We start from the raw sequence: 23,676 nt of genomic DNA on the forward strand, positions 1-23,676 counted from the left end.
GACCGATCTCGACGAAGAGGAGCGCTCAGGAATCGAGCCAAGCGGTCGCGGAGTGGAAGCGGCCATAGGTCACGGCGCCCCAGGGCGTGACGGCGTCGATGCTGGACATCTTGGTGCTCTGAGATTCCTGCACGAGGTTCTCTCCAGTGGTGGCGGAGATGATGTCGAGGCGATAGGTGAATTTGGCCTTGGGGTCGTTGGTGTCATTGATGGTGTATATGACATCGTCGAGACTGCTGGCGCTTTTCGGCGCCGGCCGTTCGAATTCCGTCCATCTCAGCGCAGGGGCCGGGGCGCCGGGTTGGCGCACGCTCAACGCAGTGCTGTCCCAGCCGACGGTGAGGATCGTCTGCTGACCGGCGGTGACGTCGGGCCAGGTGTGCTTGGAATCCGCCAGGTCCCAGCCGTCCTCCAACTCGATGACGTCGCCCGTGCTCAGATTGCGCGCGCGGCTCAGAGCCTCCGAATCGTCTCCCTCCCCGTACTTGTAGTAGTACCAGCCGTCCCTGACCAGATACGGGTAATTCTCGCCGAGAGGTTCGTGGGCGCCGTCGGTCAGGAACACGATCTCCTCCCTGGAGGGGGCCGGATCGTGCCTGGTGACCACGGCCTGGCCTCCGGGGAAGACCTTGGTGAATTCTTTCCCGTCGAGGATGGAATGCGCGTCGAATTGAGTGGACAGATCATCGGCGCTCAGCCTCAGGCCGATGTAATCCCCCTGATCGCCCGTTTTCTGACCCGCCAGGAGGAGAGCGGAGCGATCCGAGGAGAAGGACAGGTTCATCGGCCAGGTGTCCTCGAGCGGAACATTCCTGCAGACCACGGCCGAGGCCGGCACGGCGCCATCAGCAAGATCGACCTTGAGCATGACGACGGAATCGATCTGTGTCGACCGCTCCATCTCCGAACTGCTCGAACTGCCCGGCTGGTCCGGTGAGGACAGGTCGATGGTCCCGACGACCAGGTAGGCGTGGTTCTCGTCGAGGAGGGCGGGGCCGAGCACGCTCGTGGTCAGCGCGGTATTCAGTTCCTTCCTCGTGTCCCTGATCAGCTCGGTCTCCTCAGTGCGCCAGTCGCCGTTGTCGTCCTGGAGCACCGCGCGGGTGGTCAGGGTGGAGACGTCGACGATCACCGGGCACCAGCCGTCCGTGAAGATCTTCTGCGCCTTGTCGGCCGTGGCGCCGCCGCATAGATAGCGACCTCTAGTGGCCTTGAGCTCAGTGCGGGCGGCATCGAGATCGGGCCAGACGGGACGTTCTGAGAAAGCAGAGGGAAGGGCGTCATCGGAGGGAGGCCTCTTCACCGACCGCCAGCTTTCCGAGCAGGCCCCCAGCGCGGGCAAGAGGGTGGTGGTGAGGCAGGCGCCGGTGACGGTGAGGAAGGTGCGGCGGCGCACGGTGGCCTCCAAATGGATCAGTGCTGCGAACGGGAACAGCCCTGATTCTGGACTACCGCGTTCCGATCCGTCGATGGGGACGGATGCCCGGTGCCGGTGCGGGCCGGTCCGCACCGGGTGGATCGATCGGGTGGATCGGGTGGATCGGTTGGATCGTTACCCCATCTGCTCTTTCCATTCATCGATATCCTCGGCCCATGTGGTGGCGGGGTAGAACTGGAACTCGTTGTAGCACCCGTAGGCGTTGACGCCCAGCAGGGCGTCTTGCGGGTCGAAGGGGACCGCTCCCGCCTCGGTTCCCGAATCGGCCTCCCAGCAGATCAGTTCTTTCACTATCGCGTTGTCGGGGCTGTCTGTCGAGTCCTTTGTCACCTGCCCCCAGATCAACCCGCCGTGGACAGTGATCGCCATGACTCCACGATCGGCCAGCGTCTTCTCGGAAAGGACGGTTCCGGGATCTCCGAGCCTTCGGACATCGCGTCCGGAATTGTCCAAAGTTTTTGTCAGGATGAGGCCATCGATCAGCTTGGCGTCCTTCAGATCGAACTTGAGCTCATTCTGTGGAAGATCCTCGGTGAGTGCGGCGCTCTCGCCCGTATTCAGATTGAGAACGCTTATGATGTCTTCATCGGGCGATGTGTCATCATACTTATTGAGCGTATAAGCCCAGTCCTCGAATATCGTGATCAGAATCTGGTCGTCGGGAATGGTGATGGGGCTCCCATCCGACATGTGCGCAATATTCCTATCGACGTCTGGGTCGAGCGGAAATGAGGCGATACTTTCGGCGCCAAAGGGATGCAGGGCGTTCGGTTTTTCCTCGCCGAATACGGTGTGTGCGTCAAAACTGATCGTCATTGTCTTCGGATCGATGGCGGCCGCGACGTAGTTCTTCATGTCGATATTGGCATTGAAGGCGAAGAGGCAGCCGTTGCGCATCCACAACAACTGATTCTCGGTGCCGAGGTCAGTCGCGGGCGCCTGCTCCGACAACGCGAGATCTCCGACGATACTGCCGTCGGAGAGGCGTATCTTGAGCAGATCGAGCTTGCCGTCCGACCTCAACGGCTCCGGGTCGTCCTGGGAGTCCGCGTCGGTGGCCTGGGAGATCTCGTAGCGCAGGGCGAGGGCGTAGACGTGCTCCTCGTCGAGCTCGTAGGCGACGACCGCCATATTCGTCCCCGGAGCCCCGACCGAATCGAGTTCGGCGGGTCCGGTCCTGGGGAAGGGCAGCGTGGTGGTGAAGGTGGAAAACTCGCCGGTGGCGGGGTCGACGGTGAGGACCCAGGCGGTGCCATCGGCCACCCCGACGTAACCGGTGGGCCCGAGGTCATGTATCTCCGGGGTGGGCCGGGTGAACTCGATCGCCAGGTACTGGCCGCGCATGGCCCTGATGGACACTCCGGAGAAGCTGCTGCCGGACCACAGGGGCTCCGCGCTGAAGGCCGTGGGCAGGGCCTTCTCCGAGGGCGGCAGGTTGCTGCCGGTGCTGCTGTCCGAAGCGCTCGGCGAGGCGTCGGTGCGGGGCTTGAGCCATGAGCAGCCGCCCAGAAGCGCGGATGCTGCTGCGGATGCAGCGACGGGTGCGGCTAGGAGGAGGGAACGACGTCGCATTCGGAACTCCGGAAGGTCTGCTCAGGGCTGCAAGAAATACAATTCCATCCTCAAGCCGTGGAAGTAGCACCTGCCATGGGGACGACTCCCCATTTGTCCGGGCTCGCTCAGGTCCCCTCAGGTCTCCTCAAGTTCCCTCAGATTCGCTCAAGGCCTTTCGATCAAGAGCGCCAGGCGGTCGCGGAATAGAACACCGAGCTGCCCGGATTGATGAACCGGCCGATGCCCTCATGGGTGACCTCCAGGGTGCCCTCGCCGGCCTGGAAGGTCTCCGGCAGCGTTGCCTTTCCCAGCTCCTGTCCGGTCTGCAGGTCTGTCAAGGACACCTCCCCGGGCGTGGAGTCGATGATCGTGTACAGGACGTCGTCGTAGACCGCGGCCGCGGTCGGCAGGGGCCTGTCCGCGGACGTCCATGCCAGCGCGGCCTTGGAGTCCCCCAGCGGGCGGATGTCCACGGCGTCGTCGGAGCGGACCACCGTGTACCCGCCAGTGGCCCAGACCTTCGGCCGCGAGGCGACCGTGCCCGTGGGGATCGGATCGGCGGGCTCGATCTCCGCGCCCGTGCTGAGATCGACGATCTGCCATCGCTGCCACTGCGGAATGAGGCTGTAGACGGTCGTCCCGAAAAGGTGGCAGTCCCCGGTCTGGTACTGGCCCGCGACGGAGCCGTCTTTCAGGGAGATCGCGTCGTACGGCGGATCCGCGGGCGGGGCGCCCACCCGCTTGGAGGACATGCCGGCCAGGAGGTAGTCGCCGCTGAGGGCGGCCGGGCCGTAGACGGCGGGCTGCGGATCCTCGAGCAGCGTGCTCAGGTCCTCGGCGGACAGAACCAGGACGCGGCACGGTCCCGACACCATGCCGGCGGCCAGTGATACGCGACTGGAGTCTGCGGAGACCGCGAGCTGCACATTGCCGATCGTGCTCTCGACCTCTGCGGGCATTGTCATGGACCTGGACGTGACGACTCGGCCCGCCTGAAGATCGATCTTCAGCACCGTCAGTTCCCAGGAGACCGCCTGGGCGGAGCCGGATCGCACGGTTGTCGTCGCGCTGTACGCGAAGACTCCGTCGGGGGCTGCTGTCGCGGCGTCATAGGCCAGCTGGCGCGTGGGGCCGACGGGCTCGCCGCCGGAGGGGAGGTCGGCGGCGGAGGCGATCTCGGAGAAGGACGGGGAGGAGCCCTCCGCCTGGAGCACACGGTATGTCCCGGTGGACAGGTCGCCGTACCACCAGGTCGGCGAGGAGCCGCGGAAGATGTAGCGGTCGGACAGCGACCACCAGGCGCCCTCGTCCGCGAGCATATCGACGTCGAGGGATGGTAGGCCCGGGCTGACCGAGAACTCCGTCGGCGCGGTGCGGGCCTCGGTGCTCGACGTCGGCTGCGGGGTCTCGGGACCCTGGGGAGCATCGGTCGAGTCGGTCGATGCTGTCGATGTCGAGTCGGTCCCCTCCGGATCCGGGGACGGCTGCTCGCCGCCGAAGGGCTTGCAGGCCGATAGCAATGGGACCCCTGCCCCGAGAAGGGCTGAAGCCTGGAGGAGGGCGCGACGTCGCATGAGGTGCTCTATTCTGTACTGCCGGGCTGCTGGGGTGCTGCGGCTTGGCTCTGGGATGCTCTGGGGTTCGGGGCGGTGTCGGCCGGCACAGCCGGCACAGCCTGCGTGGTCGGCACAGCCTGCATATGGTAGCGCTTCCATCCTGAGGGCATGTGTCCGACGCCATGAAGAGGCGGCGCCCGTGCCACCTAGACTTGCGCGGGCGGGCGGGCGCCGGCGTCGTTCGGCCTGCCTCATCTCATCCCACCGCCGACAGAAATGAAAGAGCAGTGAACGCACGTCCTCTCAATGTCGCCGTCATTGGAGCCGGTCCCGCGGGCATCTACGCCTCGGACATCCTCTCGAAGTCGGGCATGGAGGTCTGTATCGACCTGTTCGAGCAGCTGCCCGCCCCCTACGGGCTGGTGCGCTACGGCGTGGCCCCCGACCATCCGCGCATCAAGCAGATCATCGTGGCCCTCTACAAGATCCTTCAGCGCGGCGATATCCGCCTCATCGGCAACGTGGAGGTGGGCCGCGACATCTCGGTGGCCGAGCTCCACGAGCACTACGACGCCATCATCTTCTCCACCGGCGCGGACACCGACGCCCCCCTGGACATCCCCGGCGTGGACGCCCCCGAGTGCCACGGCGGCGCCGACTTCGTCTCCTGGTACGACGGCCACCCCGACCACCCGCGCACCTGGGACCTGAGCGCCAAGGAGGTCGCCGTCATCGGCGTGGGCAACGTGGCCCTGGACATCGCCCGCGTCCTGGCCAAGCACCCCGCGGACCTCATGACCACCGAGATCCCCGCCAACGTCGCCGCCGTCCTGGCCGAGTCCCCCGTCACAGACGTGCACGTCTTCGGCCGCCGCGGCCCCGCCCAGGTGAAGTTCACCCCCCTGGAGCTGCGCGAGCTCGGCAAGCAGCCCGACGTCGACGTCCTCGTGGACGAGGAGGACTTCGAGTACGACGAGGGCTCCCAGGCTGCCCTGGCCGCCTCCAACCAGCAGCGCCAGGTGGTCAAGGCCCTCGAGGGCTACGCCATGCAGGAGCCGGAGGACCTCACCGCCTCCCACCGCATCCACATCCACCTCTTCCAGGCTCCCGCGGCCGTCCTGACCGACGACGACGGCCACGTGCGCGCCCTGCGCACCGAGCGCACCCGCCTGACCGGGGACGGCAACGTCACCGGCACCGGCGAGTACCGCGACTGGCCGGTCCAGGCCGTCTACCGCGCCGTCGGCTACGCCTCCAGCCCGATCGAGGGCCTGCCCTTCGATGCCGAGCGCCATGTCGTGCCCAACGAGGGCGGGCGCGTGCTCGGCGAGGATGGCGAGCCCCTGACCGGCATCTACGCCACCGGCTGGATCCGTCGCGGCCCGGTCGGACTGATCGGCTCCACCAAGTCCGACGCGCAGGAGACCATCGCCAATCTCGTCTCCGACGCCAGTGCCGGTCTCCTGCACGCCAAGACTCAGGACGAGGCGCAGGTCGGACATGACGCCCTCATCGCCCTGCTGGAGTCGCGCGGCATCCCCTTCACCACCTGGGAGGGCTGGGAGCTGCTGGACGCCTACGAGCGCGAGCTCGGCGAGCATTTTGGCGAGGTCGAGGTCACCGGCGGGGCGTCCAAGTCGCGCGAGCGCGTCAAGGTCGTCTCCCGCGGGGCCATGACCGCCATCTCCCGCTCCACCGAGGTGCCCGTCGACCTCATCGGTCAGCCCGAGGTCGACCGCGTGCCCGAGCGCGTCGCCGACCGCCTGAAGGGCTGACCGCCTGAGGGGGGGGCTGACGGACTGATGCTCAACGAGGGCCTGCCCCGGCTCCCGGCCGCTGCGCGCCGGCGATCCGGTTCGGCTCGTGCCCGATGCATTCCTGCGGTCCTGCTGTAGAACCGCTTACGACCCGCCCACAATCTGCCCACGACTTGCTCGTGCCCGCCACTACCCGTCACATACCAAGCCCGCCACGGAGGTAGAACCATGCGAGTCGGTGTTCCCACCGAGATCAAGGACAACGAGTTCCGCGTCGCCATCACGCCCGCCGGCGTCCACGCGCTCACCCGGCGCGGGCACACCGTGACCGTTCAGTCGGGTGCCGGCGTGGGTGCCGCCATCCCCGATGACGACTACATCGCCGCCGGCGCCGCCATCACCGACGACGTGCCCGCCCTGTGGGCCGACTCCGAGATGGTGCTCAAGGTCAAGGAGCCGATCGCCGAGGAGTACTCCTTCCTGCGCCCCGATCTGCTCCTGTTCACCTACCTCCACCTGGCCGCGGACCGGCCCCTGACCGAGGAGCTCATCGCCAAGCGGGTCACCTCCATCGCCTACGAGACCGTGGCGACCGCCTCCGGCGCCCTGCCGCTGTTGGCGCCCATGTCCGAGATCGCCGGCCGGCTGGCCGCCCAGGTGGGTGCGGACGCCCTGCTGCGCCCCCACGGCGGGGCCGGGGTCCTGCTGGGCGGGGCCGCCGGAGTGCGGCGCGGGGACGTCGTCGTCCTGGGCGGTGGGACCGCCGGCCTGGCGGCGGCGCGGGTGGCCGCGGGCATGGGGGCGAACGTCACCGTCTTCGACATCGACCCCGAGCGCATGCGCCGCATCGAGGAGGTCCACGGCGGGGCCATCCGCACCCGCTTCTCCACCGAACTCGATGTGGCGCGCGCCTGCGCCGAGGCGGATCTGGTCATCGGCGCGGTCCTCGTGGCCGGGGCGCGCGCCCCGCGCCTGGTCACGCGCCAGACGGTCGAGGCCATGCGGCCGGGCAGTGCGCTGGTGGACATCGCCATCGACCAGGGCGGATGCTTCGAGGACTCCCGCCCCACCACCCACTCCGAGCCCACCTTCGAGGTGGACGGCAAGGTCTTCTACTGCGTGGCCAATATGCCCGGCGCCGTGCCGCACACCTCCACCTATGCGCTGACCAACGCGACGCTTCCCTACGCCCTGGCCCTGGCCGACGACGGCTGGCGCGGCGCCTGCCGGGCGAGCGAGGAGCTGGCCCGGGGCCTGAGCACCCATGACGGTGCACTGTACACCGCCGGCGTGGGCGAGGCCCTGAGGATTCCGGCGGCCGACGTCGCCGACCTGCTTGCCTGAGGATCTCCTTCGTATGGACCGACGGCGGCCCCGGGGAGGTTGAGATCGTTGACTACCACGACTACCGCCGAGGGCGTTGACAGGATCGAGCCGATTCACCCGGGTGAGGTCCTCGTGGAGGACGTCATCAAGGGTTCGGCATCACGCCGCACAGGGGCGCCGTCGCCATTCGGGGCCCCGCCGCGCCGCATCGATGAGACGTCCATGGGGCAGGCGCATCTCGGCGGATACCGCTCTGCGGCCCGGCAGGTATGTCGGCACAACGGCGCAGTTCTGGCTTAATTCTGGCTTAATCTGCAGAGTCAGCGCGATCGTGACGCCCGGGTGCCCCTGCCCGGAAACAGTCGTCTGGTGGACGTCGGCCACGCCCGCCATGTAGTTGTAGTGAGGAGGGCGGCCTCGACCCAGCGCACGCACAGCCAGTGTCCATACACTGCCTCCCATGACAGGCGCCAACCATCACAACGGGCTCAAGACCGCCATCCTCATGGGCGGTCTGTGGAGCCTGCTCCTCCTGTTCGGCTGGATGCTCGCCAAGGGCACCGGCTCCGCGATCTGGCTGTTCATCATGCCGCTCATCGGCATTGCCCAGACCGCCTACTCCTACTGGAACTCGGACAAGCTCGCCGTGCGCTCCATGGGCGCCATCGAGGTCACCGAGGCCCAGCAGCCCACCATGTACGCGGTCGTGCGCGAGTTGTCGGCGGCCTCCGGCCAGCCCATGCCGCGCCTGTACGTGGCCCCGACCATGAGTCCCAACGCCTTCGCCACCGGACGCGATCCGGCCCATGCCGCTGTGTGCTGCACTCAGGGCATCCTTCAGCTCCTCAATGAGCGCGAGCTGCGCGGGGTGCTGGGGCATGAGCTCTCGCACGTCTACAACCGCGACATTCTCACCGGCTCCGTCGCCGCGGGCATCGCCGGAGTCATCTCCTCGATCTCCATGATGGTCATGTGGTTCGGCGGCGGGCGGGATCGACGCGAGGGCAACGGCCTGCTCGTGCTGCTCATGGCGCTCCTGGCCCCGCTGGCCGCCAGCGTCACCCAGTTCGCCATCTCGCGCACCCGCGAGTACGACGCCGACCACGACGGCGCCGTCCTGACCCACGACCCGCTCGCCCTGGCCAGTGCTTTGAGCAAGTTGGAGTCGGGCGTCTCGCGCGTGCCCATGGGGCAGGACCCGAGGGTAGAGCCGGTCTCCGCCATGATGATCGCCAACCCCTTCGGGCGGGTCCGCAACCTCTTCTCCACTCACCCTCCCATGGACCAGCGGATCGCCCGCCTGGAGCAGATGGCGGGTTACTGACGCCGGCGGGCCGCTGCGCATGACGGAGTACGCGAACCCTGATGGCCGGTCCTGCGGGAGCGGACGGCGACCGCTGCTGGTGGTGGTCGGCGGCCTGCCCGCAGTGGGCAAGACCGCCGTCTGCCGCGCTCTGCTGGGGGAACGGCCCATGACGCCGCCCATGACCTGGTTGCGCGTGGACTCCATTGAGCAGGCCCTGCGCCGCAGCGGGGAGATGGCTCCGGACATGCCCGGGGGAGCGGGCTACTACGCGGCTGCAGCCGTGGCCGGCGACGTCCTGTCCACCGGCGGCGACGTCCTGGTCGAGTGCGTCAATCCTCTGCCGATCACCCGGAGACTCTGGGAGCGGACGGCGGTCGATGCTGGTTCCCGCCTCCTGCAGGTCGAACTCGTCTGCTCCGACCGGGATGAGCACCGTCGCCGCGTCGAGCAGCGGGTCAGCGATATCGAGGGTCTGGTCCTGCCGGACTGGCGGGACGTGCTCCAGTGCGACTACGCGCCCTGGCCCGAGGCCGACCTCAGACTGGATACGGGTCGTCTTGAGGTGACCGGCGCCGCCGAGCTCATCGCCCGCGCCTGCAGTTCCTCGGTGAGCGCTGCTCGGCTCGTCCGGGAATGCTCGGCAGACGTCCGGGGTCCCCTGGGAGAGGGGGCCCGAGGATCCGCTTGTCCCGCCCGGGATTCCGCGCCGGACGGCGCTGAACTGGTCGACCTTGACGACGTCGCCGGCCGCCTGCGCGCCGCCGCCGAAGCCGGCCGCATCCGCGGCGTGCCGCCGGGGCCGGTTCGGTTGCGACGGCTCGGAGCCGGGGAGAGCTACGCGGCCTGGCTGCTGTGCAGTGGGAACAAGGAGCGCGTGGTGCGCATACCGCGTCGTCCGCTCGACCAGCTGCCCCGGTCCATGGCCGCCGAGTTCGCCGCCCTCGAGCAGGTTCCGCCGGATCTGGGCGCCAGCGCCGTTGCCATTGCCCTGGAGACCGGCTCCGGCGGCATCGGCGGTCCAGACGGCTCTGGCGGTCCAGACGGCGCTGACGATTCCAGCGGCATCGGTGATGATGACTGCCCAGGCGGCCCTGGCGGTCCAGGCAGCCCTGATGGCCCTGGCGTTTCAGACAGCCCTGGCGGCCCTGGCAGCACTGGTGGCTCCGGCGGCCCTGGCGGCCCTGGCGGCCCTGGCGTTTCAGACATCCCTAGCGGTCCAGACTGCCCAGGTAACCCCCTGGGAATCCCTTACATGGTGACCACCTACGTTCCTGGGCGAGTCCTGGCCCCCGGCGACTGGAGGCCGGAGTTCGCCGCGCCGCTCGCGGCGCAGATCGCCCGCCTTCACCTGGCCCTGAGCACAGTGTCCGGTGAGTCGGCCTTGCCCGGTGCTCCGACGCAGCTGCCCACCGCCTCCCAGGAGGGGGAGACGCTGCTGTCCTGGTGGCGCGAGCACCACCCGCGCACCCTGCTCGATCCGCGGGTCGTCGCGCTCCTGGATCCGTGGCGACGGGCGCTGGGGCGTTTCGATCACGCCTTCGAGGGCGCCCTGACTCATCCGCTCATTCACGGGGACGCGGTCCTGACCAACATCGTCTTCGACGCCGCCGGGGTGCCCCGGCTCATCGACTTCGAGTGGGCGGGACCCGGCGATCCGGCCAAGGATCTGGCCCTCATCGGCGGTGCGATCACTGGTGGCCCGTGGTACGCGCCCATGGAGCGCACTGAGGTCACCGCCTTCGTGTCTGAATATGCTCGATGCGTGCAGCGTTTGAGCGAGGAGTCGGCTCAGACGGGCGCGGTTCCACAGGCGCGCTCGTACTCCGGCGACCCGATGGTTTGGCGGCCCGACGCGCACGCCACCGATCCGCAGGCGCTTCTGGCCAGACGCGACGCCTGGGAACTGCTCGACCGCCTGCCCAATCTCCTGTACTGCCTCAGCCGCGCCGAGGAGAGCCCGTGGCATGCGCGCTGGGCCGATGACCTGTCTACGGGCCTGAGCGCAGCTCTCACCGCTGACGGTTAGCGCCGGCGTCCGGCAAAGGGGACGCGTCGAGATCGACTTCCTCGAACGAGATCGACGGCGTCACCGTCGATCTCGTTCGAGGAAGTCGATCTCGTTCCAAAATGTCGATCTCGATGATGTTCAAGTGGTTCCAGCGGTTCCAGCCCAGCGCTTCCAGCCCAGCGGCGCCAATGGTTCCAGCGCTTCCAGCCCAGCGGCGCCAATGGTTCCAGCGCTTCCAGCCCAGCGGCGCCAGCACTTCCAGCAGTTCTCGATGATGCTGCGGCAGCGTTGCGGCGCCGGGGCAGTGCTACGGTGCCGATGCGGTTGTCGGGCCAGCCCGACCACGGGTCCGCCAGGTGGCGGGCTGGGGCCGCCGCACCGCTACGAGCAGGATTGAGACATGAACCTTCCGACCTCCTGGCGCGACTGGCGCGACCGCTACCGGCAGATGCGCCGTGACGCGGCCTATCTCCTGCTCGCCTGGCCGCTCAATGTCGTCGCCTTCATCATTGTTGTGACACTGATAGCACTGGGGGCGGGCACCGTCATCATCTGGATCGGCATTCCCATCCTGGTGCTGGGCCTTGAGATCTGCACCTATTTCGCCGACATGGAGCGCCGCGCCGTGGCCGCCGTCGATTCCAGCGAGTACGTGCCCGGCCACTACCTGCGGACGGATCCCGGCGACGGAACCGTGCGGCGTCTGCTCACCACGCTGCGGGATCCGCAGCGCTGGCTGGATCTGGGGTGGGTTTTCGTCGGCCTCTTCGTGACGACCGCGACCTGGGCCCTGTCTCTCACATGGCTCGTGACCATGTTTGTCGGATGGCTCGGGATGGCCGCGGACATCATTGTGGACGCCACCGTGCCCAGGAGTCAGACCCTGGCCGGGCTGCTCGGACTGAAGCCGGCTCTGCTGTGGCAAGTCCTGTTGGACCTGGCGCTGTGGGTGCTGTTCACTCTCACCGCCCCTCTCGTGCTGCGGGCTCTGACGCGCGCTCGGCAGGCCTTCAGCCGGGCTCTCCTGTGCCAGCGCAGTGAGGTCGCGCGTCTGGAGACCTCGCGCGCCGCCGTGCAGCGCGCCGAGGCCGACACCCGCCGCCAGCTCGAGCGCGATATCCACGACGGCCCTCAGCAGCGGCTCGTGCGCCTAGGCATGGATCTGGCCCGTGCCAAGCGTCAGGCTGTCAAGGATCCTCAGGCCGCCGAGGGCATCATCAGCGGGGCGATGGATCAGACCCAGCAGACTCTCGACGAGCTGCGCCGCCTCTCGCGCGGCATCGCGCCCCCGGTGCTCACCGATCGCGGGCTGTCGGCGGCCCTGGCCGAGGTTGCTGCTCGCTCCACGGTGCCGGTGACCGTGCACGCCGACCTCCCGCCCCTGCCCGATCACATCTCCCAGGCCGCCTACTTCGTGGCCAGCGAGGCCCTGACCAACCTCAACAAGCACTCCGGGGCCCACTCGGCCGAGCTCGGCGCCGTCATCGAGACCGAGCAGCTGCGCCTGTGGATCGCTGACGACGGTGTCGGGGGAGCGTCCCTGGCCAAGGGACATGGCCTGGCCGGGCTGGTCGAGCGGCTCGAGGGCGTCGATGGTCGGCTGACGGTCACCTCGCCGGCGGGCGGCCCCACCCGGGTGGAGGCGGTGATCCCGTGCGCGTCCTGATCGCCGACGACTCCGTGCTCCTGCGCCAAGGGCTCGCACTCATCCTCGCCGAGGGCGGCCACGAGGTAGTCGCCGAGGTCGCCGACGGCCGGGCGCTGGTGGACCAGGCCCTGGCGCTGCGCCCCGACCTCGTCATCGCCGACATCCGTATGCCGCCGTCGCACACCGACGAGGGGCTGCGCGCCGCCAGCAGCATCCGGCAGCAGTGGAACGACGCCCCCATCCTCCTGCTGAGCCAGTACGTGGTGGCGGGTTACGTGCCCGAGCTCCTGGCCGACGGCGGGGCCGGCATCGGCTACCTCCTGAAGGATCGCGTCACCGACATCGACTCCTTCCTCGCCGCGGTCGAGCGGGTGGCGCGCGGAGAGCTGGTCCTGGACCCCGACGTCGTCGCCCAGGTGATGCAGCGCGGCCGGCGGGACGATCCGATCGAGTCGCTCACGCCGCGCGAGCGCGAGGTGCTCGCCCTCATGGCCGAGGGCTGCACCAACGCCGCCATCGCTGCACGGCTGGTCGTGACCGAGGGCGCCGTGGAGAAGCACACTCAGCGCATCTTCGCCAAGCTGGGGCTTCTGCCCGATGCCGCCGTGCATCGCCGGGTCAAGGCCGTGCTCGCCCTGCTGTCGTCGTGAGCGAGACCGGGGGCTCTGCTAAACCGTTGAACTGCTGGACCGCGTGTCTTTCCGGCCCGGTTCCGACCCTGCTCTGAAGCGCCGGCGCTCAGCTGTTCTGCTTCCCCATGCAGAAGGCGAGGTCATAGGGAGTGGATCTCATGAGCTCGGCGGGAGATGGCTTATGGTCCGGGGTGTGGAAACGGGCCAATGAGAGTCCGTACACGGAATCTGCTTCTACGCCGACGTCAGTGCACGCCTTACCGTCCATGCTTGATTGCCGAATTCCGTTGATCACCGCCAGCACCGGGTATGAGCCGCTGACGCAATCCGAGCGGACGGCCTCCTTCTGCTCCTCCCAGGGCTTCTTTATCCAGGGCGTGGCCATGGTTTCCTTCTTCTCTTCGGGAATGTCCTCGAAGATCAGGCAATCGCCCGCAACGATTGTGTTAACCTCGCGGGATTGATCGAATTCCGTGGGCGCTAGGCACAGATAGGTGTCCTCGTTGATATTGGCTGCCTCGGTGCCCGCGATCGTCGCGCATTCCTCGGTGCCGGCGGCGCGCCCCGTGACTTGGTAGGCGGCGTCGTTGCGGCTGCAGCTCACCTGCCTGGGGGATGTGCCAGACGGGTTGGTCACGCATTCTCCAATGTCTGCTTGCTCGATCGGTATGGTCGGCGTGCGATTGATGTACATAATGCTGCCGACGGCCGCGATACTGATTAGCGCGAGTGAAATGGTGGCAATAATTCCTTTTCTTCTTCTATGTTTTCTGACGCGGCTCCGCTCCTGATCGGGTGTCAGGAGCGGAGCCGGTGATGCATCGTCGCCTTGCTGCCCTGTGCGTGCATTGTCGAATGCGGGATTGTCGGGGCCGGGAGATGGAGTTGGAATGTCGGACATGGTCTTTCGCATGGGGGAGCGGGAATGAAGAATGGCGACAATACTATCAGCATTGTCGCCATTATCTCAGTTAGTTATCTCGATTATCTCGCGTTGCGGCACCCGTGCTCCATGGTGCTGGTCGTCCTGTGGGCACGTCGGCTGCCCTCGAGCATGTTCGCGTCCTTCGCAGGTCTTCCGGCTCTCCGAGGCGAGCGCCGCCGCTGATCCGCTCGGAGGACTCGCGGGGCAGGGGCGGCGTGGGTGTCGGGGCCTCGGGAGCATCAAGAGCGCTGTGAGCCGCTGTGAGCCGCTGTGAGCGCTGTGCGGATGCTCGGGGATGTTCGGGGACGTTTCGGAGTGCGGCTCCGCCTCGACGTCGGCGACTGTGCGACCGTGTGACTGTGCGATCGTGTGACCAGGCCCCTACGGCCGGGATTGGCGCGGATCGTCGTGAGCTTGCTATTCTTCCACGGCACCGCGCGGCGCCTGATCCCAGGACGGACCGGGACGGACGCGGAGCACGGCGGGTTGCCCGAGCGGCCAATGGGAGCTGACTGTAAATCAGCCGCGGAATGCTACGGGGGTTCGAATCCCTCACCCGCCACCATGATCGCTTTGTTGTGGCTTGTGACGGCAGGACGATCAGGGCCGCCTTTCGGGGCGGTGGCACAGTGAGCGAGGACACTCGGGGCTGGATTGCCACGGTAATTCCGGTCCGCATAGGATCGCGCTCGTTGCCCCGATAGCTCAGTCGGCAGAGCGTCTCCATGGTAAGGAGAAGGTCAAGGGTTCGATTCCCTTTCGGGGCTCTGATGCCAGCGGGGCCGGAGGGCCCCGCTTGTGTCGAATATGGCGAGGTAGCTCAGCTGGTTAGAGCGCACGACTCATAATCGTGAGGTCGAGGGTTCGAGTCCCTCCCCCGCTACGCAAGGTTTCGAGCAAGGCCCCCACCGGCTCGAGGATCAATCAGAGGAGAGACGCGTGGCCAGTAAGTCCAGCGACGTTCGCCCCAAGATCACTCTGGCTTGCTCGGAGTGCAAGGAGCGCAACTACATCACGAAGAAGAACCGTCGGAACACCCCCGATCGGCTCGCCATCAAGAAGTTCTGTGCTCGCTGCGGCAAGCACACCGAGCACCGAGAGACCCGCTAGGGCTCTAAAGCTTCGTCTCCGCAGTCGATACGATCGGCTCATGAGCGACATCGGCCCCGTCGACGAACAGTCGGCGGGGCTTTGCCGTGTCCTGGAGCCTATTGTCGCAACCTTCCGCATCGACGACCCGGCAGCGGCTGCTCGCCTGGGAGTCCAGACGATTCTTCCCGCCGTCATCACTCTGCGGGCTCTGCAGGAGGCGCCGGTGCTCGGGCCGTGGCACGGACTGATCCATCGACGCTGCCGGATCTGCCCGGCGGGCGGCGGCGCCGAGTCCCCAGTCAGCGAAACAGCCAGCGAAACAGTCATCGATACAAGGACGCGCGCCGGCTGGTGGCTCGTGCGTGCTCGCACCGCAGTGGGGGCCGGCCGGGCGGGGGAGCGGTGGCCCGATGGTGCCGTCGTCGTGCACGATCTCGCGCGGCGGCTCGATGACGGCGACTCCGCCTCTCCCCGCGCTCCCGGTCCGCTTCCGGCTGTGCAGAATGCTCCCGGTTCCGCCGATCGTTCCGGTCCTCGCCTACGACCGGCCCCGGCGGATGCCCGTGCGAGAGGGGCGGGGGAACCGACGGGATCGAGAGAGTCGGAGGGATTCAGCAGCCTCAGCGGATTCAGTGGATTCAGTGGACTTAGCAAACTCAGTAATGGGCGCGCTCTCAGCAATGGGCGCGCGGTGCGCGTGAGCGCTCTGGATGTCGCCGCATGGTCCCGGGCCGGCGGCGATTGCAACCGACTGCACCTCGTTCCGGGAGCCGCCCGGGCTGCGGGGCTCCGCGCCGGCCGGGAGGGCGTCATCGCCCACGGCCTGCTTCTGGCCGCCGTGAGCCTCGCCCTGGTCCCCGCCGGGGAATCCGCCGTCGATCTGCGCATGCGCGCCCCTCTGCCGGTGCCTGTGACCGCTGGGTCCCACAGGGGTCGTCCGCCGGATGCGCGCGTCCTCGTGGAGGAGGCGACTGGCGCGCTCATCGCCGGTGGAAGGCGCATCCTGCACCGTGATTGAGGGAATCGAGAGGCGGTCGAGGCGCTCGCCCCTCATTGGTCGGATCGGTGCGAGTCGGTGCACGATCCGACCAGTGATGTCCGGTAGATGACCGGTGATGAGGAGCACGAGGCCTCCCCGCTGCCAGGTGATATACAGAAAGGGATACAATTCGGATGTTCAGTTCTGAATGACCGAGCAGAAGCGGGCATCCCGTGAGTGAGTAGCAGCAGCAGGAGGATCATGATGGACGAGGCGAGCGGTGCGATAGCAGGCGACTGCGGCCAATCCGCCGTCACGACCGCTCCGATCCCCGAGGAGCCGCGGTCCGCGCTGACCGGTCATGATCGGACCGGCGCCGATGAGGAGCAGGCCGGCACTGATTCCTCAGCTTCCTCAGTTTCCCCAGCGGCTGCAGCAGGTTCAGGCGGGTGCGGGCAGGAGGTCTCCGACTCTCAGGCCGCGGTGGCCGACGGCTGCGGGCAGGAGCCGCCGTCGGCGTGCGGGCAGGCTGCTGCGGCTGCTGCAGCCGTTGAGGACATTGAACCCGCTGAACTCACCCGCCCACTCGATGCCGTGGAGATGCGGGCATGGCGGGCCTTTCTCGCCGCATCGACGTCGGTGGCGGCGGTGCTCAATCACGAGCTCGAGGCCGACGCGGGCATCTCCATGCACGAGTACGAGATCCTCGTGCGACTGTCGGAGGCGTCCGACCATCAGCTGCGCATGTCCACCCTGGCCGAGCATGTCTCGCACTCGCGCTCGCGCTTGACGCACACGGTGGGCCGCCTGGAGAAGGCGGGCTATGTCGAGCGGGCCTCATGCGCTGCTGATAAGCGCGGCGTGAACTGCCGGCTGACCGAGGCCGGGTTGGATTTCCTGCGCGCTGTGGCTCCCATTCACCTCGATGGCGTGCGCCGCCACGTCATCGACCGCTTCACCCATGAGCAGCTGGCCGCGCTGACCGAGCTCATGACCGCGCTCGTCGACAACGAGGCCGGCTGAGCCGCGGGTGGGCGGGTGGGCGGACCGCGCGGATCAATCTCTGCCGTCTCTGCCGCCTATATCGTGCGAACCGGACCGATCTCGGGCCGTACTACGACCGATCTCGGCGGAAGGCGAGGGGAGGAGGGTGGCCAGCTCCTCCCAGACCGCCTCGAAGGCGGGCAGCAGCGGTGCCTCGCCGTAGACGTCATCGGTGCCCGGGGCGGGCCGTTCCCAGGTGGTCGTGCCGTTGCGCCTCGCCGAGAGTCCCGAGAGCCCTGAGGGCGTTGAGGGCGCTGAGAGCCTGACCCAGCGTATTTCGAGGGATTCGCGATCCAACGGCACGAGTTCGTCCCACGCCTCGTCGGAGGGCGCCTGCGCCGTGAAAGTCGTGTACGACCAGTCCGGGTGGGCCTGGATGTGCTCGGCCCCCAAGCGGAGGACCCGGGCGGGCAGACCGGTCTCCTCCTCGCACTCGCGCAGTGCAGCCTCGGCGGGGCTCTCGCCGGCGCGCACCGCACCCCCGGGCACGCCCCAGGTTCCGCCCCTGTGGGTCCATCCGGCTCGCAGCTGCATCAGGATCTCGATACCGGCTCCGGTTTCTCGGGCGCGGCGCCACACGAGCAGGCCGGCTGCGCCGAAGGCCCCCCCAATGCCGATCCCCGCATCCGCAGTCGACCCATCTGCCCTCTGAGGGCCTCACGTCCTGGTCCACAGATCCGTCCATGTCACATCCAGTTCTGCCAGCAGGCGCCGCAGCAGTGGCAGCGAGATGCCGACGACGCCGTGCGGGTCGCCGTCGATTCCGTCGATGAAGGGGCCGCCGAGCCCGTCGATGGTGAACGCCCCCGCGCAGCCCAGGGGCTCGCCGGTGGCCACATAGGCGTCTATCTCGGCGTCCGCAGGAGAGCCGAAGCGGACCGTCGTCGATGACACGCCCCGGGCTTCGGCGCCGTCATGCACGCGCACCAGGGCGTGGCCGGAGTGGAGCACTCCCGTGCGCCCGCGCATGGAGCGCCAGCGCTCGCGGGCGATGGCGGCCGTCTCGGGTTTGCCGACGACCCGCCCGTCGATCTCCAGCATGGAATCGCAGCCGACGACGATCAGGTCGGGATCCGCCTCGCGCTCGGACCGCGTCACGGTGTCGGCCACGTCCGCGGCCTTGGCACGTGCGAGCGCCTGCACCTGCTGGGGCGGAGTCGGCTCGGTGCGCGAGTCGGCGGCCAGTGCGCGCAGGATCGCGTGCTCATCGACGTCGGAGACCCGCACGAGCGGCTCGACGCCGGCGGCGCGCAGGGTGGCCAGACGGCCGGAGGACTGCGAGGCCAGAAGGATCACGCCCTCAGCCTAGATGATCGGCGGGGCGGTCCGGCTGCGCTGCGGGCCGGGCGCGTTAGGCTGCTGCAGTGAGCAGCTCCTTCTTCTCCCGACTTCTGACGGTCCGGGTCACTGGCTCCACCAATGATGACCTCCGCGCCGCGCTGAGCGGCCCCGACGGGCGCGTGAATCCGGCCGCGGTCGACACCTGGCCCCATCTGTCCGCCCTGTGCGCCCAGACGCAGACCGCGGGTCGCGGGCGCGCCGAGCACACGTGGGTGACGCCGCCCCACGGCGCCCTGACCGTGTCCGTGGTCCTGCGGCCGGTCGTGCCCGCTGCGCGTCTGGACTGGCTGCCGCTGCTGGCGGGTCTCGCGGTGCAGCGCACCCTCGAGCCCCGCCTGGAGGGCACCGGTTGGCGGGCGCGAACGAAATGGCCCAACGACGTTGTCGTCCTGCCGACTGATGCGCCGGCCGATGCATCGGCGGTGGATGCGCCCGGATGGGGCCTGAGCCGCAAGGTCGCCGGCATCCTGTGCGAACTGATCCCCGCCTCGGAGCGCATCGAGAACAGCGGCGCTGCCGGTCCGGCCAGCCGGCGCGGCGGTCTGGAGCGCGCCCGGGCCGAGGCATCGGCGGTCATCGTCGGCATCGGGGTCAACCTCGCCCAGGGCGCCGCCGAGCTGCCCGTGCCCTGGGCGGCGTCCCTCGCCGGGCTGGGCGTCGATTCCGAGCTCACGGTCGCGCGGGGCGTCCTGGAGGATCTCGGACGGCATCTCGCGGAGCTGGTCGCCTCCTGGGAGGACCGGGACGGCGACCCCGACGGCGGCGACGGCGAGCTCGGGCGCTGCCTGCGCGGGGCCTGTTCGACCCTGGGCCAGGACGTGGTGGTCACCACCCCCACGGGCTTGGTTCGGGGCAGGGCGATCGATGTGCGGCCGGGCCTCGTTCTGCGCGATGTCGTTGGAGGTCCCGCGGGGGAGGGCGGGGTCGGGGAGCTCGTCATCTCCGCCGGCGACGTGGCATCCGCACGTTTGGGGACGCCGACCGGGACGTGAGTTGAATCGCGTCAAGACGAGTGGGCACGTCTCGATGAGCGTTAGTGTGTGACGTGCGCTACTGTTGCGGATGTGACCGACCAGACCAGTTCCACGGCCCAGCCTCAGGAGAAGGAGCCTCGGGCGATCGCCACAGCATCCAGCGGAGCATTCAACGGCGCTGCGCACGACGGCACCGCCGTGCCGAACGACATCCAGTGGGCCACTCTCGCCGGTCACGAGCGCCTGCTTCTCGGTGGAGTCCCGACTCTGAGCATGCGGGAGATGGCCGAGCGCGCCGGTACCAGCCTCGCGCTCGCCAGACGATTCTGGCGGGCGATGGGCTTCGCGGACGTCGAGCCCGATGAGGTGCGCTTCACCGACAACGACGTCGATGCGCTGCGCACGATGGCCGATCTCATCGACGAGACCGATGACGGTCGTCCATCCCCGGCGGCGCCCGGCGGCGGGCTGGCCGCCAGCAGTGTCCTGGAGCTGCTGCGGGCGCAGTCCTTCACCATGGACCGCCTCGTGCTGTGGCAGTTGGAGACTCTCGTGGCCGATATCGGCCAGCGCCTCCACCTGGACGACACCTCCGCCCGGCTCGTGGTGATGGACCACATCGATGAGCTGGTCGATTCCCTGTCCGCGCAGCTCGGTTATGTCTGGCGGCGGCATCTCACCGCGCTCCTCGGCCGCACCGATACCGAGGTCGCCCACCGCGGGCGCGAGGACGCCGGCCCCGATCTGTTCCCGCTGTCGCGCTCGCTCGGCTTCGTCGATATCGTCTCCTTCACCCAGCGCGCCCAGACGATGGGGCGCAAGGAGCTGTCCGCCATGCTGGAGGACTTCGAGTCCACGACTCGGGACGTCGTCACCTCCCGCGGTGCGCGCGTGGTCAAGACCATCGGGGATGCGGTCATGTACATCGCCGACGACCTGCTCGTCGCCGCCGAGGTCGTTACCGCCCTGGTCGAGGAGCTCCAGTCCGGTCCGGAGATGCTGCTCGTGCGCGCCAGCCTGGTGCGGGGCAGAGTGATCTCACGCTCGGGCGATGTCTTCGGCCCGCCGGTCAATCTCGCCTCCCGCCTGGTCAATACGGCCGATCCCGGAGGAATCCGGATGGACAAGGCCACCGCCATGGCGATCGCCTCGGGGCCCGGTGCCGATCATTACCGGGTCCGCCCCTGCCATGAGGTGGTCGCCAAGGGGCTGGGCAATATCACGCCCTGGGAGCTCTCGCTCATCTGAGAAGGTCTGACCTTCCCTTCTCCGCCTTGCGGACGATGGCGGCAGGGCCTTCAGTCGCCTACGATCCGACTTATGACGACAGTGCTTCTCGTTGAGGACGACCCCGCCATCTCCGAGCCCCTCGCCCGCGCTTTCGGACGCGAGGGCTACGAGGTGCGCGCCCACGGCACCGGCAAGGGTGCTCTCGAGGAGGTTGCCGGCGCCGACATCATTGTGCTGGACCTCGGCCTGCCCGACATGGATGGACTCGACGTCGCCCGCCAGGTGCGGGTCCAGGGCCTGACCATTCCCATTCTGATGCTCACTGCTCGCAGTGAGGACACTGATCTCGTCGTCGGCCTGGATGCGGGCGCCGACGACTACGTCACCAAGCCCTTCCGCCTGGCCGAGCTGCTGGCCCGGGTGCGCGCCCAGGTCCGTCGCGCCTCGGGCGAGGCCATCGAGGACGAGCTCACCGCCGGTGAGATCCGCGTGGACGTCGCCGCCCATCGCGCCTTCGTGGCCTCCCGCGAGCTGCAGCTGACGACGCGTGAGTTCGAGCTGCTGCGGGTGCTGGTTCGCGGCGGCGGGCAGGTCGTGTCGATCGAGGATGTTCTCAAGGAGGTCTGGGGGGAGGACCCGACGGGTACGGAGCAGACTCTCGAGATGCATGTCACATGGCTGCGTCGCAAGCTCGGTGACGACGCCGATTCCCCCGCACTGCTCCTGCGGGACGGCAACGGGTATCGCCTGGTGGTCTAATTGTGCAGTTGAATGCATAGATAACTGTGTAGCTGCATAATTCATAATCTCGGAATCCTCCGGCGTCCGTAAGCGCGGGTGCTGTGTCATGGTGTCTGTGAGCGTCTGCGACGTCGCGTGATGCTGCGACCGCTATGAGGCCGCTGTAAGGCGCCGTGAGACGCCACGACGAGTGCGCCCCGGTCCTGCCTTGTGCGGGCCGGGGCGTCTAACGTGGTACCGGGTTCACGAAGGGAGTGGGCATGCGCCGCCGAACGATGACGATGACGATGTTTGCGGTCTCTGTCGCTGTCGTCCTGCTGGGGATTCCTCTGGGGGGAGCCTGGATCGCCCTGGCATTCAGAACCACGCCGAATGCCAACGACCGGGCCCGAGTGGTGATCACGGTGGCGCTGACCGCCGTGGGGCTGGCGGCGGTGGCGCTGATCGCCGCCTACGTGGTGGCCGCCAAGGCATCACGACGGATCAGCGCCCCGCTGATCTTCCTGGCGGCCGAGGCCGAGCAGCTCGGCTCGGGCCAGGTGCGTCCGCGCCTGCGCCACTCCGGCATTGAGGAGATCGACCTCGTCCAGGCCGAACTGGTGCGCACCGCGGAGCGCGTGGCGGGCAGACTCGCGGCTGAACGGCAATTCGCCTCCGATGCCTCCCACCAGTTGCGCACGCCCCTGACGGGGTTGAGTCTGCGCTTGGAGGAGATCGAGCTCATGTCGAGTGAGGAGGAGGTGCGTGCGGAGGCGCGCGCATGCATCGAGCAGGTCGACCGGCTCACCGGGGTGGTGGAGGATCTGCTCAAGGTCTCCCGGCGCACGGGCGGCGGGACCACCGAGGCCCTCCACCTCGAGGAGGTCTTCGCCCAGCAGCGCGAGGAATGGGAGCCGGCCTTCGCGGAGGCGGGGCGGACGATCACCTTCACCGACGACGTCGAGCTGCCCGTGCTGGCGAGCCCCGGATCCCTGGCGCAGGTCTTGGCCACCATTGTCGAGAACTCGCTGCGCTACGGGGCGGGTGCGACGAGCGTCAAAGTGCGCAGCGCCAAGGGCGGGCACGGCGTCTTCATCGATGTCGCCGACGAGGGCGACGGCGTCGAGGAGGAGATCGCGCCCCACGTGTTCGAGCGCCATGTCTCCGGTCACGGCTCGACGGGCGTGGGCCTGGCACTGGCCAAGGACCTGGTCGAGGCCGACGGCGGGAAGATCGAGCTGTCGCAGCGCAGCCCGGCGATCTTCTCCGTGCTGCTCAACGCGGTGCCGCGTTCCCTGGACCCGAACAACGTCCTGCCGCAGGGCGCACTGGTCAGCGTCGGGCGCCGCCGTCGCTTCTGAGGCGCGCCCTGCGGATCAGGCCTCCGGCTGGGCGGCTGAGGACTTCCGGGAGGACAGCCATCCGCGCAGCGCCGAGATGAGCATGGGGAGGATGGACACGAAGACGATCGCCAGGATCATGGTGTCGATGTTCTTCTGAATCCAGGCGATGCTGCCCAGGAAGTAGCCGAGCCAGGTGATGGCGAAGGCCCAGAAGGTCGCGCCGATCGCATTGAAGAGGAGGAAGTGGCGGTAGTGCATCTTGCCGACGCCCGCCATGACGGGGGTGAAGGTGCGCACGATCGGGACGAACTGGGCCAGGGTCACGGCCTTGCCGCCGTGGCGCTCGAAGAACGCCGCCGTGCGATCGACGTACTCCTTCTTGAACAGACGGGAGTCGGGCCGGTTGAAGATCGCCGGTCCCGCCTTGCGGCCGATCGCATAGCCCGTCTGGTTGCCGATGATCGCGGCCAGCCATACGAGCGGGGCGGCCACCCAGATGTGGACGCCGACGGCGCCCGTGCCCACGAACATGCCGAGTGTGAACAGCAGAGAGTCCCCCGGCAGGAAGAAGCCGACGAGCAGGCCGGTCTCGGCGAAGATCACGAGCATGACGCCCACAATCGCCCAGGGGCCGAACCACTCCACGATCGTGGTGATAATGCTGGCGGCGTCGAGCCATTTGGGGCCCAGGGTCGGGGCGAGGGCCCCGGGGAGGTCCGAGGGCAGGGCTGCGGGGAGTCCGGCCGTCACGGCCGTGGCAAGAGGCATCACTGGGTCAGGCTAGGGAAGCCACTGGGGAGCGC

23 protein-coding genes and 3 tRNA genes are annotated in these 23,676 nt (G+C 68.2%); 18 read left to right on the top strand and 8 right to left on the bottom strand.

The window, feature by feature from the left end; translation table 11 throughout:
• Window positions 1–25 precede the first annotated feature (25 nt).
• The gene (locus W5W_RS0112770) at window positions 26–1,396 is read right to left on the bottom strand and encodes a hypothetical protein (protein ID WP_154650354.1); all 1,371 of its coding nucleotides are present in this window, start codon (window positions 1,394–1,396) and stop codon (window positions 26–28) included.
• Between the two features lie 156 nt (window positions 1,397–1,552).
• Window positions 1,553–2,782 (bottom strand): hypothetical protein, encoded by a 1,230-nt coding sequence (locus tag W5W_RS0112775; RefSeq protein WP_238533353.1) that lies wholly within the window; start codon window positions 2,780–2,782, stop codon window positions 1,553–1,555.
• Between W5W_RS0112775 and W5W_RS16765 the strand changes: the two genes are divergently transcribed.
• Window positions 2,781–3,077, top strand: coding sequence for a hypothetical protein (locus tag W5W_RS16765; protein WP_238533354.1), 297 nt, complete (start codon window positions 2,781–2,783; stop codon window positions 3,075–3,077). The two genes, W5W_RS0112775 and W5W_RS16765, sit on opposite strands and share 2 nt — an antisense overlap.
• Window positions 3,078–3,171: 94 nt before the next feature.
• Here the strand turns inward: W5W_RS16765 and W5W_RS0112780 are convergent, their stop codons facing one another.
• Window positions 3,172–4,566, bottom strand: a complete 1,395-nt coding sequence (locus tag W5W_RS0112780) for a hypothetical protein (protein WP_017195673.1) — start codon at window positions 4,564–4,566, stop codon at window positions 3,172–3,174.
• Between the two features lie 269 nt (window positions 4,567–4,835).
• On the opposite strand from W5W_RS0112780, the gene W5W_RS0112785 reads away from it, so the two are divergent.
• The 5 genes from W5W_RS0112785 (at window position 4,836) to W5W_RS0112800 (ending at window position 10,963) form a co-directional block, all read left to right on the top strand.
• Complete coding sequence (locus tag W5W_RS0112785) at window positions 4,836–6,323, top strand: FAD-dependent oxidoreductase (RefSeq protein ID WP_017195674.1); 1,488 nt, start codon at window positions 4,836–4,838, stop codon at window positions 6,321–6,323.
• 210 nt (window positions 6,324–6,533) lie between these two features.
• Complete coding sequence (gene ald / locus W5W_RS0112790) at window positions 6,534–7,649, top strand: alanine dehydrogenase (protein WP_017195675.1); 1,116 nt, start codon at window positions 6,534–6,536, stop codon at window positions 7,647–7,649.
• Window positions 7,650–7,697: 48 nt separating this feature from the next.
• Entirely contained in the window at window positions 7,698–7,931 is a 234-nt protein-coding gene (locus W5W_RS16405; protein WP_008732470.1) for a hypothetical protein, read from the top strand.
• A gap of 160 nt (window positions 7,932–8,091) precedes the next feature.
• On the top strand, window positions 8,092–8,955 hold the full coding sequence (gene htpX, locus W5W_RS0112795; protein ID WP_008732460.1) for a zinc metalloprotease HtpX: 864 nt from the start codon (window positions 8,092–8,094) through the stop codon (window positions 8,953–8,955).
• Window positions 8,956–8,974: 19 nt separating this feature from the next.
• Window positions 8,975–10,963, top strand: a complete 1,989-nt coding sequence (locus W5W_RS0112800) for a phosphotransferase (RefSeq protein WP_029574322.1) — start codon at window positions 8,975–8,977, stop codon at window positions 10,961–10,963.
• On the opposite strand, the gene W5W_RS16245 is transcribed toward W5W_RS0112800, so the two are convergent.
• A complete protein-coding gene (locus W5W_RS16245; protein ID WP_154650355.1) occupies window positions 10,947–11,201 on the bottom strand; it encodes a hypothetical protein in 255 nt (84 codons plus the stop codon). The two genes, W5W_RS0112800 and W5W_RS16245, sit on opposite strands and share 17 nt — an antisense overlap.
• A 144-nt stretch (window positions 11,202–11,345) precedes the next feature.
• Here W5W_RS16245 and W5W_RS0112805 point away from each other — a divergent pair, with 144 nt between their 5' ends.
• Both W5W_RS0112805 and W5W_RS0112810 read left to right on the top strand, forming a co-directional pair.
• The gene (locus W5W_RS0112805) at window positions 11,346–12,611 is read left to right on the top strand and encodes a sensor histidine kinase (protein WP_008732484.1); all 1,266 of its coding nucleotides are present in this window, start codon (window positions 11,346–11,348) and stop codon (window positions 12,609–12,611) included.
• A complete protein-coding gene (locus tag W5W_RS0112810) occupies window positions 12,599–13,243 on the top strand; it encodes a response regulator transcription factor (protein ID WP_008732410.1) in 645 nt (214 codons plus the stop codon). The genes W5W_RS0112805 and W5W_RS0112810 overlap by 13 nt, the downstream gene beginning before the upstream one ends.
• An 88-nt stretch (window positions 13,244–13,331) precedes the next feature.
• On the opposite strand, the gene W5W_RS0112815 is transcribed toward W5W_RS0112810, so the two are convergent.
• On the bottom strand, window positions 13,332–14,126 hold the full coding sequence (locus W5W_RS0112815) for an LppU/SCO3897 family protein (RefSeq protein WP_008732462.1): 795 nt from the start codon (window positions 14,124–14,126) through the stop codon (window positions 13,332–13,334).
• A 504-nt stretch (window positions 14,127–14,630) separates the two neighbouring features.
• On the opposite strand from W5W_RS0112815, the gene W5W_RS0112820 reads away from it, so the two are divergent.
• The 6 genes from W5W_RS0112820 to W5W_RS0112845 all read left to right on the top strand — a co-directional run bounded on the left by W5W_RS0112820 (window position 14,631) and on the right by W5W_RS0112845 (window position 17,244).
• Window positions 14,631–14,715 (top strand) — tRNA-Tyr (locus W5W_RS0112820).
• A gap of 129 nt (window positions 14,716–14,844) precedes the next feature.
• Window positions 14,845–14,917, top strand: a tRNA-Thr gene (locus W5W_RS0112825).
• 42 nt (window positions 14,918–14,959) lie between these two features.
• Window positions 14,960–15,033 (top strand) — tRNA-Met (locus tag W5W_RS0112830).
• A 56-nt stretch (window positions 15,034–15,089) separates the two neighbouring features.
• On the top strand, window positions 15,090–15,260 hold the full coding sequence (gene rpmG / locus W5W_RS0112835) for a 50S ribosomal protein L33 (protein WP_008732398.1): 171 nt from the start codon (window positions 15,090–15,092) through the stop codon (window positions 15,258–15,260).
• 40 nt (window positions 15,261–15,300) lie between these two features.
• On the top strand, window positions 15,301–16,260 hold the full coding sequence (locus W5W_RS0112840) for a hypothetical protein (protein ID WP_017195678.1): 960 nt from the start codon (window positions 15,301–15,303) through the stop codon (window positions 16,258–16,260).
• A 222-nt stretch (window positions 16,261–16,482) separates the two neighbouring features.
• A complete protein-coding gene (locus tag W5W_RS0112845) occupies window positions 16,483–17,244 on the top strand; it encodes a MarR family winged helix-turn-helix transcriptional regulator (protein ID WP_017195679.1) in 762 nt (253 codons plus the stop codon).
• 33 nt (window positions 17,245–17,277) lie between these two features.
• Here W5W_RS0112845 and W5W_RS15055 read toward each other — a convergent pair whose 3' ends face one another.
• Window positions 17,278–17,799 carry an NUDIX domain-containing protein gene (locus W5W_RS15055; protein ID WP_017195680.1) on the bottom strand — a complete coding sequence of 174 codons (522 nt, stop codon included), beginning with the start codon at window positions 17,797–17,799 and terminating at the stop codon, window positions 17,278–17,280.
• 123 nt (window positions 17,800–17,922) lie between these two features.
• Window positions 17,923–18,561: a Maf family protein gene (locus tag W5W_RS0112855; protein WP_017195681.1), complete on the bottom strand. Its 639-nt coding sequence runs from the start codon at window positions 18,559–18,561 to the stop codon at window positions 17,923–17,925.
• A 68-nt stretch (window positions 18,562–18,629) separates the two neighbouring features.
• On the opposite strand from W5W_RS0112855, the gene W5W_RS0112860 reads away from it, so the two are divergent.
• The 4 genes from W5W_RS0112860 to W5W_RS0112875 all read left to right on the top strand — a co-directional run bounded on the left by W5W_RS0112860 (window position 18,630) and on the right by W5W_RS0112875 (window position 22,891).
• Window positions 18,630–19,598, top strand: coding sequence for a biotin--[acetyl-CoA-carboxylase] ligase (locus W5W_RS0112860; protein WP_017195682.1), 969 nt, complete (start codon window positions 18,630–18,632; stop codon window positions 19,596–19,598).
• Window positions 19,599–19,670: 72 nt separating this feature from the next.
• Complete coding sequence (locus tag W5W_RS0112865) at window positions 19,671–20,828, top strand: adenylate/guanylate cyclase domain-containing protein (protein WP_017195683.1); 1,158 nt, start codon at window positions 19,671–19,673, stop codon at window positions 20,826–20,828.
• A gap of 72 nt (window positions 20,829–20,900) precedes the next feature.
• A complete protein-coding gene (locus W5W_RS0112870; RefSeq protein ID WP_017195684.1) occupies window positions 20,901–21,569 on the top strand; it encodes a response regulator transcription factor in 669 nt (222 codons plus the stop codon).
• A gap of 242 nt (window positions 21,570–21,811) precedes the next feature.
• Window positions 21,812–22,891, top strand: coding sequence for a sensor histidine kinase (locus tag W5W_RS0112875; protein WP_008732431.1), 1,080 nt, complete (start codon window positions 21,812–21,814; stop codon window positions 22,889–22,891).
• 15 nt (window positions 22,892–22,906) lie between these two features.
• On the opposite strand, the gene W5W_RS0112880 is transcribed toward W5W_RS0112875, so the two are convergent.
• Window positions 22,907–23,641 carry a VTT domain-containing protein gene (locus W5W_RS0112880; protein ID WP_008732435.1) on the bottom strand — a complete coding sequence of 245 codons (735 nt, stop codon included), beginning with the start codon at window positions 23,639–23,641 and terminating at the stop codon, window positions 22,907–22,909.
• Window positions 23,642–23,676 lie beyond the last annotated feature (35 nt).

Source organism: Actinomyces massiliensis 4401292, assembly GCF_000269805.1.
In the GTDB taxonomy this organism is placed as follows: Bacteria; Actinomycetota; Actinomycetes; order Actinomycetales; family Actinomycetaceae; genus Actinomyces; species Actinomyces massiliensis.